At 52.4% G+C, this 14,598-nt stretch carries 13 protein-coding genes and 1 pseudogene; 4 read left to right on the forward strand and 10 right to left on the reverse strand.

Features of this window, described 5'->3' with window-relative positions:
* Positions 1–5 precede the first annotated feature (5 nt).
* The 5 genes from EC840_RS05065 to EC840_RS05085 form a co-directional block, all read right to left on the reverse strand.
* A complete protein-coding gene (locus EC840_RS05065; RefSeq protein WP_132964192.1) occupies positions 6–767 on the reverse strand; it encodes a carboxymuconolactone decarboxylase family protein in 762 nt (253 codons plus the stop codon).
* On the reverse strand, positions 745–1,224 hold the full coding sequence (locus EC840_RS05070) for a cupin domain-containing protein (protein ID WP_132964194.1): 480 nt from the start codon (positions 1,222–1,224) through the stop codon (positions 745–747). Before EC840_RS05070 ends, EC840_RS05065 begins: the two co-directional genes overlap by 23 nt.
* Before the next feature lie 64 nt (positions 1,225–1,288).
* Positions 1,289–2,746 carry a heavy metal sensor histidine kinase gene (locus tag EC840_RS05075; protein WP_132964196.1) on the reverse strand — a complete coding sequence of 486 codons (1,458 nt, stop codon included), beginning with the start codon at positions 2,744–2,746 and terminating at the stop codon, positions 1,289–1,291.
* 15 nt (positions 2,747–2,761) lie between these two features.
* On the reverse strand, positions 2,762–3,442 hold the full coding sequence (locus tag EC840_RS05080; RefSeq protein ID WP_014226766.1) for a heavy metal response regulator transcription factor: 681 nt from the start codon (positions 3,440–3,442) through the stop codon (positions 2,762–2,764).
* Positions 3,443–3,456: 14 nt separating this feature from the next.
* Complete coding sequence (locus tag EC840_RS05085) at positions 3,457–4,623, reverse strand: aldo/keto reductase (protein ID WP_207914742.1); 1,167 nt, start codon at positions 4,621–4,623, stop codon at positions 3,457–3,459.
* A 240-nt stretch (positions 4,624–4,863) separates the two neighbouring features.
* Between EC840_RS05085 and EC840_RS05090 the strand changes: the two genes are divergently transcribed.
* Both EC840_RS05090 and EC840_RS05095 read left to right on the forward strand, forming a co-directional pair.
* Entirely contained in the window at positions 4,864–5,913 is a 1,050-nt protein-coding gene (locus EC840_RS05090) for an alpha/beta hydrolase (protein WP_132964199.1), read from the forward strand.
* 259 nt (positions 5,914–6,172) lie between these two features.
* Positions 6,173–6,853 carry a nitroreductase gene (locus tag EC840_RS05095; protein ID WP_132964200.1) on the forward strand — a complete coding sequence of 227 codons (681 nt, stop codon included), beginning with the start codon at positions 6,173–6,175 and terminating at the stop codon, positions 6,851–6,853.
* 7 nt (positions 6,854–6,860) lie between these two features.
* Here the strand turns inward: EC840_RS05095 and EC840_RS05100 are convergent, their stop codons facing one another.
* Positions 6,861–8,063 carry a multidrug effflux MFS transporter gene (locus tag EC840_RS05100; protein ID WP_132964202.1) on the reverse strand — a complete coding sequence of 401 codons (1,203 nt, stop codon included), beginning with the start codon at positions 8,061–8,063 and terminating at the stop codon, positions 6,861–6,863.
* A gap of 329 nt (positions 8,064–8,392) precedes the next feature.
* On the opposite strand from EC840_RS05100, the pseudogene EC840_RS05105 reads away from it, so the two are divergent.
* A pseudogene (locus tag EC840_RS05105) lies at positions 8,393–8,749 on the forward strand (NAD(P)H-dependent oxidoreductase); the annotation flags it as partial.
* Positions 8,750–8,752: 3 nt separating this feature from the next.
* Here EC840_RS05105 and EC840_RS05110 read toward each other — a convergent pair.
* Entirely contained in the window at positions 8,753–9,556 is an 804-nt protein-coding gene (locus tag EC840_RS05110) for a DUF4239 domain-containing protein (protein ID WP_132964204.1), read from the reverse strand.
* A 365-nt stretch (positions 9,557–9,921) separates the two neighbouring features.
* Between EC840_RS05110 and EC840_RS05115 the strand changes: the two genes are divergently transcribed.
* Complete coding sequence (locus EC840_RS05115; RefSeq protein WP_112286638.1) at positions 9,922–10,239, forward strand: putative quinol monooxygenase; 318 nt, start codon at positions 9,922–9,924, stop codon at positions 10,237–10,239.
* Positions 10,240–10,356: 117 nt separating this feature from the next.
* On the opposite strand, the gene fhuE is transcribed toward EC840_RS05115, so the two are convergent.
* The 3 genes from fhuE to EC840_RS05130 form a co-directional block, all read right to left on the reverse strand.
* Positions 10,357–12,555 carry a ferric-rhodotorulic acid/ferric-coprogen receptor FhuE gene (gene fhuE, locus EC840_RS05120; RefSeq protein ID WP_132964206.1) on the reverse strand — a complete coding sequence of 733 codons (2,199 nt, stop codon included), beginning with the start codon at positions 12,553–12,555 and terminating at the stop codon, positions 10,357–10,359.
* Between the two features lie 221 nt (positions 12,556–12,776).
* Positions 12,777–14,081 carry a sorbosone dehydrogenase family protein gene (locus tag EC840_RS05125; RefSeq protein ID WP_129640019.1) on the reverse strand — a complete coding sequence of 435 codons (1,305 nt, stop codon included), beginning with the start codon at positions 14,079–14,081 and terminating at the stop codon, positions 12,777–12,779.
* A complete protein-coding gene (locus EC840_RS05130) occupies positions 14,078–14,518 on the reverse strand; it encodes a DUF2231 domain-containing protein (RefSeq protein ID WP_132964208.1) in 441 nt (146 codons plus the stop codon). Before EC840_RS05130 ends, EC840_RS05125 begins: the two co-directional genes overlap by 4 nt.
* Positions 14,519–14,598: the final 80 nt, after the last annotated feature.

Here is a 14,598-nt window from a genome sequence, read left to right on the forward strand (position 1 = left end):
CACTCCTAATTGTTTGCGAGCGCCTGTTGCAGCGCCTTTTCAGCTCGCGTTGCTGCATCACTTTCGCCATGTTCACGCAGAACCTGTGCCAGCTGGCGCAGCTGCGCTGCCGTCAGGCCGACCCGCATGCTTGCTCGTGTATGCGATAGCAACTGGGCTTCAACGCCTGGTGTGGCCGCTAATGCGCCAACCGTTGCCAGCTCGCGGCTTTGCCAGTCGAGGTTATCGCGGGCGAAAATGTCGCCGAACAGGTGCGTTTGCAGGAACTGATTAATGACCGGGGCAAAATCAAACAGCGGGCCCTGAACGGGAGCGCCTGAGATTTTTGTCTGGTTTGCGGTACCGACACGGCGAAGCTCATCCCCGACAGGGATTGGGGCGACCGGTTCTTTACCTTCAACGTCGTCGATGCCACGTTGTTTACGTGCTTCGACGACCTTCATCAGTTCACTAAGCGCATTCAGGCTACGGGGGAAGCCCGTGTAGGCATAAAGCTGGACGAGAATCTCTTTGGTTTCGTTTATGGTGAGTCCTGCATCAAGACCCTGATTCAGCGCTGCATTCAGCTTATCCATCTGACTGCTGGCCATCGATGCCGCAATCAACGGGATGGCCTGTTGGCGGGCTGACAGCGTATCTGAAACGGTTTGTTCGTGGTTCATTTCTGAGGCTCCTTTATTGACGGGGGCGGCATGTGCCGCGAGACCAGAACCAAAGGTCAGCAGCACTGCTGCCGCTAATGCTTTAATGGGCGTGGTATTGTTCATCTGTCACTTTCTCCATCCAGTTAACGCTTTTGCCACCCACAATCCCGGTTATCGCCAGATGCGTCATCGCGCTGCCGGGTGCCGCCCCGTGCCAGTGTTTGACGCCCGCCGGGCAAGAGACAACATCACCCGCGCGGATAACCTGCACCGGCTGGCCTTCTTGTTGGGTCAGCCCGATACCCGAGGTCACAATCAGCCGCTGACCTGCCGGATGCGTATGCCATGCGGAACGAGCGCCGGGTTCAAACGTGACATAAGCCCCGGAAACACTGATGTCGTTATCCGGTTTGAAAAGAGGATCAACCCGGACGCGCCCGGTAAAGTTCTCGGCTGGCCCGAACACCGCATTCTGACTTCCTGCGGGGGCGATATGGACAGCGGGATTTTGCTCCGCTGCCCAGGATGAAAATGTGAAGAAGGGAAGTAACAGCCCGAGGTAACGTAAATGTCCGATCATGCAAAGCGTCCTTATCAATGAAGAGGGAATTGCCTGCGATGATTTTATCGAGCGAGTAATGACGTCAGGCTGACGCCCTCCTGACAATTCTGTCAGTTAACCCTTGTCCCGACTCAGTGTCGGAGTGAGCATTGCCCTCAGCTTTATCCGCTTGCATCGCAAAGGTGAGACCAAATGTATTGATGCCACCTTCACTTCGCGCAAAGACATCTCCCCGGTGCATAATGGCGACGGCGCGTACAATCGACAGGCCCAGCCCATGATGGGTATCACTCCTGGCTCGGGAGGTGTCAACGCGATAGAACCGCTCGAAAAGCCGGTGTAAGTGCTCTGGCGATATCGGTTCGCCAAGGTTTGAAACTTCAACACAGGCCTGATGACCGGTTTCGCTTAACCGTACCGTAACCGTGCTGTTGGAGGGGGAATGTCTTGCGCTATTTTCCAGTAAATTAGCCAGTGAGCGGTGGAACAGTCGCCGGTCGATGTGCGCGGTGACGTCGCCCTCAACATCCATAGAGAGCTGTTTTTCAGCAAAAGAGGGTTCAACATAATCCGCTGTTTTCAGGGTTTCTTCCCGCAGGGACACTTGGGTAAGCTGGGACGCATGCTCACCCGCATGGGCATGGGACAGGAACAGCATGTCGTTTACGATCGACGTCATACGTTCAAGCTCTTCCAGATTAGAACCCAGTAACTCTTCCAGTTCATCTTGTGAACGTCGGCGTGAGAGCCCCAGTTGTGTCTGACCAATCAGGTTAGTCAGCGGTGTACGGAGTTCATGCGCAACATCGGCATTAAAGCTTTCGAGCTGCCTCCAGGCGACCTCTTGCCGTTCCAGCACGCCATTAAAAGATGATGCTAACTGCTGTAATTCGTCAGGTAATGCTTCGGTATTCAGGCGCTGACCATGGTCCCCGGGAGCGAGTTGCCGAGCCTGTTTACTGAGCGCCCTAACCGGACGAAGACCGATCCTTGATACGATGTATCCCAGTAAGGCGACAATCACGACGCCCAGTGCGGTAATGATCAGCAATGTACGCGTGAACGCATCAAGTGTTCCCATGTACGGTGTGGAGTCGATAGCAACCACATAGCGCAGCTCAGGCCTTTCACCGTTGGCGGGGATGGTTTTCACTAACAGAAACAGTGAGCATGCACCTTCTGATGCACCGGGCACTTTATTAAAGCCTTCCTGTAAAGAAGACCACTGAACTCCCACTGGTGGTGTTCCCCCGATGCTAAAGCGTGGGTTATCGCTCACTATCCAGTAGCGAACGCGTTCACCTTCAGAATTGGTTAACACAGTAAATTTATTGGCCAGCGTAGACCAGCCGTCAGCCGAGGTTCGGGCGGTGATCCACGGACTCATTAATGATTCCCGGAACAGCAGTTCGTTATGCATCTGCTTTTGCAAAGAATCATGCAAGGAGCTTCTGAGCAGGATGCCGATAACGGAGACAATCAGCAGCGCGGATAAGGCAAACATCAGCGCCAGATGAACGGAGATGGAACGCTTAGGCATGCTTATCCTCTTCATTTATTCGGACCGGACTTCGAGGACATAACCCATGCCACGAACGGTATGCAGCAGTTTGATATCGAACGGGGCATCCACTTTGGCGCGAAGTCGTTTAATGGCGACTTCAACCACATTGGCATCGCTGTCAAAATTCATGTCCCATATCTGCTCCGCAATCATCATCTTTGACAGAATCTCCCCCTGATGCCGGGCCAGAAGGCTTAACAGGGAAAACTCTTTTGCGGTCAGTTCCAGTCTCGTTCCGGCGCGAAATACGCGGCGAGCCAGTAAGTCGAGATGCAGATCGTGAATTTGCAGCTGGGTGATGTCTGCGCCATCCGTAGCGCGGCGGCGCACCAGTGCCTGAATGCGCGCCACCAGCTCAATAAGCGAAAAGGGCTTGGGCAGATAATCATCCGCGCCAAGACGAAGCCCTTTAACGCGCTCGTCGACCGAGCCGCGAGCCGAGAGCATCAGCACCGGCGTCTGTTTGACAGCCCGCACCCCCTCAAGAACCCGGTAGCCATCCATCCCCGGCAGCATGACATCCAGGATTATCGCGTCGTAGTCGAACTCCAGCGCGTAATGAAGACCTTCAGCGCCATCTGCAGAAACATCTACCGTAAATCCGGACTCACTCAACGCACGGTTGAGATAAGTTGACGTTTTTTCTTCATCTTCGACTAACAACAGGCGCATAACGGGACTTCCTCTTAACTTTTCATCGGTGCTTCAACATCGGAATAAACCTGCACGGCATCCGGCAGACGTTGACCCTGGATAGTGATGGCATCCAGTGAGCGGGTAAGCTCGGTCATTTCTGCCGCAGTCAGCGACACGCCGGTAGCCGCTGTGTTTTGCAGCATATGGTCTTTATTGGTGGTGCCCGGGATCGGAACTATCCAGGATTTACGGGCCAGGAGCCATGCCAGCGCAATCTGACCCGGTGCGGCATTTTTTCTTATCGCCCAGGTTTTCAGCAACTCAACGAGTTGTAAGTTGTGCGGGAGATTGTCGGGTGAAAATCGCGTTTCTATAGCACGTATATCACCGGCAGCGAACCGGGTATTCCCATCAATCCAGCCCGTTAAAAACTGCACGCCCAGTGGGCTCCATGGCACAAAGCCAATGCCCAGCTCTTCACATAGCGGAAGTACCTGCTTTTCAGGGCCGCGCCAGAGCATGGAGTATTCACTTTGTACGGCAGTAACGGGTAATGCCGCATGGGCGCGTCTCAGCGTATTGATGCCCATTTCAGACAGACCCCAGTGCAGAACTTTCCCTTGATCCATCAAATCTTTCACCACACCGGCGACATCTTCGATCGGGATCTGTGGATCAACCCGGTGCTGATACAGTAAATCGATACGATCGGTACGCAGGCGTTTGAGCATGTTTTCGACGACCTGCCTGATATGCTCCGGTCTGCTGTTGAGACCCGGCAGTCGCTTACCTGTCTGCTGGTCAATGTTCCAGCCAAACTTAGTGGCGATAACGATTTTGTCCCTGAACGGGGCGACGCCTTCCCCGAGAATTTTTTCGACTTCAAACGGGCCGTAGGCTTCAGCTACGTCGAAGAACGTTACCCCTTCATCAAAGGCCCGGTGTATAACATTGAGCATCTCGGGACGCCAGGGAACAGAGGTGTCATATTTGCGACTCATGTTCTGCACGCCCAGACCGACGGAAGAAACTTCCAGCTTGCCGAGTTTACGTTTGCCCGGAGCCGCAGGGCGATGGCTGGTTTGTCTGGATGAATCGACCTGAGAGGATGGGCTCGCTGCCGATACGTGGGGGATCAGCGAGGCGGCGGCAATACCCGCCCCGGCGACTAATAGCTTGCGTCGCGCTGGCATTGTTGGGTCATTCTGGCTTTTCATTGATCGCTCCTTTTTTGAACATGAATCACATTAAACGAGACCATTCTGCCTCCTGATTGCCAACATAAAGCTGACAGTTACCTGACAGCGTTGTCAGAAACACTTACCCATCTCAGTCCCATTCCTGACGAAAATGTTATTTCCCCGTCACGATGCTGACAGCCCTCTCTGCCTACTCTAAGCCTGCAAATTTGATTCCGCGAGCCTGCATAACCAGGCAAACACTCATCGGGAGAGAGCATGAAATTTACGCTTATCAGTGCAATGCTAATCACGGCAATGGCCGGAGCCACCTCAGTCAATGCGGCTGATTACAAAAAAAATCCATTCACACTGGCCTATGACGGTGCCATCACCGAGAACGTCAAAGGCAAGGTCAACATTCACCCAGTGAAATACGATCTGCACGGCATCCAGATTGCTGCGAATGTCTATACCCCTGCTAACTATGATCCCGCCAAAAAATACCCTGCGGTGGTGGTTGCACATCCTAATGGTGGCGTAAAAGAGCAGGTCGCCGGGTTGTATGCCCAGCGTCTCGCCGAGCAGGGCTACATCACCATTACCGCCGACGCGGCTTATCAGGGCGCCAGCGGTGGGATGCCTCGCAGCGTGGATAAACCCGCTAATCGCATTGAGGATATCCACGGCATGGCTGACTACATCAGCCAGTATCCTGGTGTAGATACCGCCCGCCTTGGTCTGCTGGGTATTTGCGGAGGCGGCGGGTATTCACTTGTTGCGGCTGAAACTGACAAGCGGTTCAAATCGATAGCAACCATCAGCATGTTTAATTCAGGCCTTGTGCGCCGCAACGGTATGCAGGATTCACAGCTGGATACTATCCAGCAGCGTCTTCAGCAGGCTTCTGACGCGCGTGCTCAGGAAGCAGCCGGAGGAGAAGTGCTTTACTCCGGCGATGCCAACCTGACTGATGAACAGATTGCTAAATTACCTTTTGCCTTATATCGCCAGGGCTACGAGTACTACTGGAAAACCCATGCGCATCCGAACTCCACGTTTAAATACACCACCAGCAGTCTTCTGGATTTGATGAGCTTTGACGTAACGGACCATATAAATCTCATCAATAAACCGCTGCTGATGATTGCCGGTACAAAAGCGGATACGCTCTATATGACTGAAAATGCGTTCGCGAAAGCCACCGGTACGAAGGACAAAGAACTCTTCCTGATTGATGGCGCTACCCATATCGAGACGTATTGGGTGCCAAAATACGTTGACCAGGCAATGCAAAAGTTAGACGTCTTCTTCGATAAGAATATTTAGTTAGCCTCCGATGACGCCCCAGCCGCGCAGGCTGGGGTATGTCCATCAGCTGTAGCCATTTTCCGCTTGCGTGTTCACGCGATAGACCCAGATTAACGAAGTTGCGGTTAAAGATAATTACGCAGCTTGAATAGGCGCTATGAATGGAATTCATAGACCTAATCTGGAACCGGGAATGAAAAGGATGAGCCTGATGTGACAGGATGGATCTGGAGAGAGTGAATCATTCACTTCAAATTACTTTCAGGCGGAGAAGCAAATGAGTACGCAAGAGCCAACATTTAGTGAGGTAGTAAAAAACAGGTACTCGGCAAGAGCCTTTCTTCCATCTCCTATCCCCAGCGATATCCTCAAAGACATTTTGCTCGAAGCGCAATGCGCACCATCCAACTGCAATACACAACCCTGGTCCCTGCATATCGTTGCAGGAGATAAACTTCGTGAATTAAGCCACGCACTGACGGAAGATCTGAGGACGGGGAACTACAGTCTTGATTTTACGTTTGATAAAGAAGCTTATCCCGAGCCATTCAGGCAACGGGCTTCGGAGCAGGGGCACTCGTACTATCAGGCACTGGGCGTTGCGCGGGGGGATAACTTAAGTCGCTCAGAAGTGGTCGAGCGTAATGTGAGATTTTTCGGCGCGCCTCATGTTGCTCTATTGTTCATTCCGGCTGTTGGAGACAACGTTCGTGTTGCCTCGGATGCGGGTATGTATGCGCAGACATTCCTGCTTTCTCTGGCAGCTCGCGGTTACGCAGGCGTTCCACAGGCAGTGCTGAGTTATTTTGCCCAAACGGTGCGTCGAATATTGAATGTTCCTGAGGGCTTCAGGCTGCTTTACGGTATTTCTTTTGGGATCCCAGATAAAACGCATCCCTCCCTGAGCTACAGGGAAGGGCGGGTATCTCTGGACGAAAGTGTCGTCTGGTATCAATAACGACGTTTTATTTTTTTAGCTGAACGGTCAATGCCATCAGGGCGCTGGCTGCTGTAAACAACGCAATTATCCAGCCCATCGTCCATGGCGTGCCATCACTGAACAGGGCAAGAAGCAGTGAAGAGACGATGCCACTGCCGTATTGTAACGCGCCCATTAGCGCCGACGCGGAGCCTGCTACATTAGGCACTGCATCAAGTGCGCAAGCCGTGGATGTTGCAGCGATGATGCCATTCATAGAGAAAAACACGAACACAGCGCCGACAATCACGGTAATTCCACCTACACCCAGGCCGGTCGTGACCGCCAGCACTATTGCGGCAATAGTGGCGATGAATACGGCATTCCTGAGCAACGCTTCCAGTGGGTAGCGGTGAACCAGGCGTCTGTTGACCATACTCACAGCCATTAATCCCACAATGTTTACTGCAAACAGCCAACCGTAATGCTGCGGGTCAACACCGAAGTACGTGATGTACACAAACGGGGAGCCCGTGATAAAGGCGTAGGCCGCGACGTAATAGAACGTCAGACACAGAGTAAACCGCATGTATTTGGCGTTGGTTAGCAAGGCATAGTAGTTTTGAAAGGCTCTGGTTACGGAGGCTTGAGAGCGTTTTTCAACAGGTAATGTCTCCGGTAACCAGAATAAAGACATCAGCATTAATGTTCCGATAATCGCCAGCAGCCAGAAAATGGCATGCCACGAGGTGACTTTAATCATTTGCCCGCCGATTAGGGGCCCGGCAATCGGCGCGATGGCCATAATGATCATCAGAGTTGAAAGCATTTGTGCTGCACGAGTACGACTAAACAAGTCACGGATCATTGCTCGAGCCAGCATCGGCCCGGTACAGGCACCTAACGCCTGAAAAACACGCCAGAAGACAATTTGCACGATATCCGTTGATAACGCGCAGCCCACCGAACCGATGATGAATAGACCTAAACCGATAAACAGCGGCAGTCGACGCCCATAACGATCGCTAATCGGCCCCCAAATCAGTTGTGCAACGCAAAAGCCGATAAGGAACCCTGTGATTGTCAGCTCTGCATCACCCTGTAAATCTTTCGCCATGACGGGCATAGCCGGAAGATAAATGTCGGTTGATAAAGAGGTAACAGCCATCAGGGCGCTGAGTATGAGCAGAAACGAGAGACCGGTTTTTTTAGCTGTAGCTGACTGTGTTTGTGCCTGTTGATTAAGCATGGGGATCCGTTGGACATGAAGAGATAAGGGGCATGTTAACGGGTTTGTTCATGCGGATAATCACAGGTGGGAGGATAGGGACTATGAATGACATTCATTAATATTGTGAATTGCGATGGTAGTGAAAGAATGTTTTGAACAGGCGCTTATCTTAGTGCCTTAAAGGGAGGTATCGTTTCCGTTTCAGGATCGATTTGTGTTTGCAGACAAGGGCATGAATCATCAGATCATAAAACAGCATCCCCCTTTCTAATATAAGCAAAATTTCGTCATAAAGTCGTCGGTTAGTCTTAGCGTAGGATAATTTCCGTTTTCCAAGCGGACCCCGGATACCGCTAAGTGATGGCGCGGTGCGACCGTCGCAGGGCAAGACGCTGGCGGTGATGCAGGTAAGCGGCGGGTCGCAATCATTTAATACGGTAAATCAGATGCGGATACTGGGCCGCTGGATGCGGATGTTCACTATTCCCAATCAGTCATCAGTGCCCAAGGCATGGCAGGAATTTGACGATGAAGGGCGCATGAAACCTTCGGCCTGGTACGACCGGATTGTGGATGTCACCGAGGAGTTGTTCAAAATCACATTGCTTCTGAAAGGGCATTCCGCTTATCTGGCCGACCGCTACAGCGAAAGGAAAGAAAGCCATCAGGAACTGTCCGAACGGGTTAATCAGGAAAAAATCTGATTTTCAGCGGCTTAAATGCTGCAAAGCTTCCTGCATGGGCTGGCTGGAAATCATGATCGGACCGGTAAAAGGTGAATCCAGATCGACAATCACGTAAATAGCGGAAGCGATGGACAGCGCGCCAAGGGTGATGGTGACAATCGCCAGCGCATTACGCGGGGCAATCAGACCAAAGCTTAGAAAGATGATCATCAGCCAGAACGTTAGCATGGCAAAAAAGGGCTGTGACATAGAGCTGTGCGAGACTTCAATCAGCTTCCAGCGAGCCTGGATCAGCCTGTCAAACTGACTGAGTGCCACTTCCATGACTCTTTTCTGCAACGGGTCCTGCGCCGGTAACTCGCGCACTTGCCGCTGAGTTGAATTGAGCATTTCGCCAAGACGATAATCCTCTAACCGGTCCTGTATATTTTCAGGCCGTGCTGTTTTCTGCACAGCAGTGTCAGCTGGTTTTGCGTCGGCGGGCCAGGTACTGGCAATGGCAGCCGCCGTGTAAAGCCGAAGGTTTAAACGTGCGCTGTCAGTCTCCGGGCCATAATCGCGTAGCGTGACATCGAGCTGAATGAGATCGGCGGCGTAATTGCGAAAATCATTGGTCAGTGTATCGAAGTTGCTTTTCGCGGACGCCGTCATCAGACTGAGAACCAGCGCGGCGAACGTCAGCAGCATACCAATGACCAGCTGCATCAGTTGCACGGTTTCATGCGCCTTATGTTCTTCAGGCAATAATGGCCTGACAATCATTCCGACCATTGTGGCGGCCAGCAGCAGGGTAAACACCATCAAAGCAAATCCGATTTCCGTCATGCTCATGGCTCCAGATAACAGCGCGGACTAAACGGATACGACAATCCGGAAAACGCATCGGAGTCGGATTGGGTAAGTATAGTCAGGACTTTATCTACCGGGATTTCGGGAAATCTCCGCATCTCCAAAGTGACATTATCAAATGGGACTTACACACTCGGTGCGCATAATCATGATTATGTTAAATTGAATGCATTGATCAATGCGTTCATCATTCATACCCCATCCCCCCGTCGCATGTTGACTCATTCAGTATTGATTCTGTCATATTGGCTGGCACAATGCCCAATTCATAACTACCTTGAATAATCCGCATCCGGATTGTGTAAATCCAGTATAAATAACTGACAACCAAAGGCCTCCCTATGAGCGAAGTAAAAATTGTTGCCACACTGACCCCTTTGCCCGAATTCATCGAAACGGTAAGAGATGCCGCATTGGCAATGGTTTCTCCAACTCATCAAGAAGCAGGATGCCTGCAATATGATCTGCATGAAAGTCATGCTGTACCCGATGTGCGTAACCTCGAAAATAAAGGCAAAGTCTCATTCATCTTTATTGAACGCTGGAAGTCTGAAGAAGATTTGAAAAAACACGTGGCAATGCCTTACCACGACGATTTTCTCGATATCCTGAACGGTAAACTGGAAAGCCTGAACGTTCAGCGTCTGACTGAGTTGTAATAAGTCTCGCATCCTTCACATCCCCTGTACAAAAATCCGACTTTTTACCTGAACCAGGCATAAAAAAGGCAGCACCGGAAATCCCGATGCTGCCCTGATAGTCTTTATCGCATCACATCAGAACGCATAATTCGCGCTGACCGACACACTGCGCGGTTCGCCGTAAACAGCGTAATCACTGAGCCACGAGTAATAGGTGCGGTCAAACAGGTTGTTGATGTTGGCCTGAACCGACAACTGTTTTGTCACCTGATAACGGGTGAACAGATCGACAATCGCCGTGCTGCCCTGCGATACACGATGGGTCTCGCCGTCTGGCCCGGTTGCATCCTGGAAGGTGCGGTTTTGCCAGTTAACACCGCCGCCTACCGTCAGGTCAGGCATCATCGGCAACTGGTAACGGCTGAACAGTTTCAGCTGGGTCTGTGGCATGTTGCTGTTCAGGCGGCTGCCGGTATCGTCTTTCGCCACATAACGCGTCGCACCGAAGGTCATTTGCAGATTGTCGGTGACAGCGCCGCTCAGCTCAAACTCCGCCCCTTTGCTCACTGTGCCATTTGCCGCGACGTACGCCTGCTCGCGGGAACCGTTGACGTAATTGCTGCCATCGGCCTGCGCGACATTATCCTGCTCAATGCGGAACACCGCCAGCGAGGCGTTAAGACGACCGTCCATCCATGCCGATTTCAGGCCAGTTTCGTAGTTTTTACCTGTAGTCGGTGACAGATAATGCCCGTTGATATCGCGGTCTGTCTGCGGCTGGAAGATTGAGGTGTAGCTGGCGTAGGCCGACCAGGTGTCATTGATGTCATACACCAGCCCGCCGTATGGCGTTATGTTGTTCTTCTGCATGTTGCCGCTGCTGCCATTGCTGGTCCATTCGGTGTAACGCGCACCGACGATCAGTGAAAGCGGATCAGCCAGCGAAAAGCGTGTGGCGAAATAGCCCGCTTTCTGACGAACCACATCGTCGGCGTTCAGGTACCAGTCGCCCCACTCCGGCTCGCTGACGCTGCCGTCCCAGCTGTTGCCAAAGCTGCCAATGGCGTCGCTGTCAATGGATCCATCCGCACTGTAAGTCTGGTTATGCTGGCGGCTATAGCTGAGACCAGCAACCATCTGATGCTGACGACCAAACAGTTCAAATGGCCCGGTGGCATAGGTATCCACCGAATCCACTTTGCGCGTGCCACGGTCTTTACTGCCAAAACCGCTCAGCCCTTCGCCAGTGGTGTGATCCGGGAAATCCATCAGATACAGCAGCTTATCATTGAAGGTTTGCTCGCCATGCGTGCCGTTAACCCGCCATGTCCAGCCGTTATCAAAATCGTGTTTCACGTTGGCGAACACTTTACGCGACTGAATGGCGTAATTTGTCCAGTCAGCGGAGGTATTAGTGCTGCGGTCATAATGCGTACGCGAACCGTCCGTATACCAGGTCGGCAAACCGCCCCAGGTCGGATTGCCGGTGTTGGTTTCCTGATAATCGTACCCCAGAGATACCGTGGTGTTGTCAGTGACATCGGCATCGATCACGCCGTAGAGGAATTTTTTACGCTTGTGATAACGATCCAGCCAGCTGTCCTGATCCTGATAGCCCGCCACGACCCGTCCGCGCACTGAACCTTCCTGATTCAGCGGGCCGGAAGCATCCAGCACATAACGTTGCTTGTTCCAGCTGCCATAACTGGCGCTGATATCGCCGGTAAATTCTTTGCTGTCGGCGTGCTTACGCACCATGTTCACCGACGCTGCCGGATTACCTGCGCCGGTCATCAGACCGGTTGCGCCACGCACCACTTCGATACGGTCATAAATCGCCGTGTCTTCAGCTGCATCGCCAAAGTTCCAGGTGTCGCTGACGGACGAAGGAATATCGTCATAGGTGTAATTGTTGATGTAAAAGCCACGGGAGAAATAGGACACGCGTTCGCTGTCGATCACTTCCGTAGAGATGCCCGTGGTGTTGTCGAGCACATCGCCGACCGATTGCAGGTTCTGATCCTGCATACGCTGACGGGTGATCACGCTGACCGATTGCGGAATATCGCGCGGGGTCAGGTTCATTTTGGTGCCGGCGGTCGTCGTTTTAACCGCGTAATCCTGCGCGTCACTGCCGGCGACGGTCGGTGAGCCTTCGATCACCATATCCTGCGAGTCACCTGACGTTGCAGCATTAGCCGTGCTGCTGGTTTCAGCCGCCCAGACGGGATTGATCGCCACAACAATAGCCAGCGCCAGTGATGAAACGGTAAAGACTTTTCTTATATCCGGTGCGCAAAACTCCGCGACTTTTCCCCTGCCAGTAAAGGACATAACGCATTCTCGTAGAATTTTTTGATGACGCGACGCTGTTTCTATTTTTTATTTTTACAAGAACAGATCGCAATGAGAACGGGAATAGTAATTATTAGCATTGGTATTGTCGCGAGAAGGTTCATTTTTATTGCGTAACAAATTATTAATTTGAGTTTAGGGAGAATGGGAAGTTTGGATGAAGGAATGCAGGCTTCCTGCCCGCATTCCTGAGCAGGATGTTACTGCGCCTTACTTACCCGCCAGACGACGTTGCCCGCATCGTCGGCGATCAGTACGCCGCCCTGTTTGTCCATCGCCAGCCCGACAGGAAGACCGCGAACTTGTTTTTGATCGTCAGTCAGGAAACCCGTCACCACAGGTTGCGGCAGCCCCACCGGTTTACCCTTTTCGAATTTCACCCACATCACCTGATAGCCGTTCAGCGGTTTACGGTTCCAGCTGCCGTGCTCGCTGACGAAGGCACCATCGCGATATTGCGGCATGTTTTCGCCGGTATAGAACAGCAATCCAAGGGGCGCGACGTGTGAGCTGATGGCATAATCAGGCTTGATCGCTTTCTCTACCAGATCCGGACGCGGAGGTTTGACCCGTTCATCAACGTGCTGGCCGTAATAACTGTATGGCCAGCCGTAGAAACCGTGCTCCTGTACCGACGTCATGTAATCCGGTACCAGATCAGAGCCAATTTCATCGCGCTCATTCACCACCGCCCAGAGTTTCCCACTCTGCGGTTCCCATTGCAGGCCGGTCGGATTGCGTAATCCGCTGGCAAAAATGCGGCTGGCCCCGGTTGCAGCATCCACTTCCAGTATCGCCGCACGCCGGTCTTCTGCCCCGATGCCATTCTCGGTGATATTACTGTTCGAACCGACGCCGACGTACAGTTTGCTGCCATCCGGACTGGCCAGCAGGGATTTCGTCCAGTGATGGTTAATCGGACCGCCCGGCAACTGCGTCACCACTTCACCAGGCGCGGTAATCTCTGTTTCACCTGTCTGATAGGGATATTTTATCAGGCTGTCGGCGCTCGCAATCCACAGCGTGTTTCCGGTCAGCTGAATGCCAAAGGGAGAGTTTACCTGTGCGATAAACGTATGTTTCTCCCATTTGCCGCCGGTATTACGCAGCAACGTAATGCGGTTGCCGCCCTCGCCGCCTTTACCTGAAGACTTCTGCACCATGCCCATAATCAGCTCTTTCGGACGGAAGATGAGTTTTTTGGCCGGACCATTCGATTCCGCCACCAGCACATCGTTATTGGGCAGCACGTAAACCTGACGGGGATGTTTCAACCCTTCAGCGATTTTCTCGATTTTCAGTCCGTCGGCAACTTTCGGCATTTCGCCGCTTTTCCAGGGAATACCTTCCGGCACTTTCATTGGCGGCATCAGGAAATTCTGCGCTTTTGGCAGTTCAGGATCTGCCCCGGTTTGTTTTTTCGGATCAATTTGCGAACTGTTATCACAGCTGCTGAGCAGCCCGGCAAGCACACAGGCGGACAATAAACGTTGATAATTTTTCATCGTATCGCCCCTCCTGCAACCGGAAGGCGTAATGCCAGCTGGACATTGGCCAGAAGCAAAAGCACCACCACCAGCGTCGAAAGAATGACGCCCGCCGGGACAACCGCATAAGCATCACGGCTGTGAATAAAGGCATTGAAAATCGCCAGCACGATTGCCAGCAGGTTCAGCCAAAAGTGCAGTTTACGCGCGCTGTCAGCGATAGATTCAGGACCTGTCCAGACCTGGACCAGATTGATAAGACGAGGAATAACAGCGGTGAAAAGCCCCAGTACAATCAACCAGTTCGCCGCATCGGTCCACATGGTGATAAAGGTTTTCATATAGAGAATGTCGAAAATCCAGGCGGCGACAAAAAAACCAAGAGGAATGGGGTTTAACAGTTCGTACAACGCCGTGGCAATTCCACGGCCCGTCGAATTCGAATGCGTTTGCATGTCCTTCTCCTTTGACTAATCCAAAGCTGTCAGCGCCAGAAATGGCGCGACAGCCGACAGGGCTACCTGTAATAGATTAG

The sequence above is a fragment of the Rahnella sp. JUb53 genome (genome assembly GCF_004346065.1).
Taxonomy (GTDB): domain Bacteria; phylum Pseudomonadota; class Gammaproteobacteria; order Enterobacterales; family Enterobacteriaceae; genus Rahnella; species Rahnella variigena.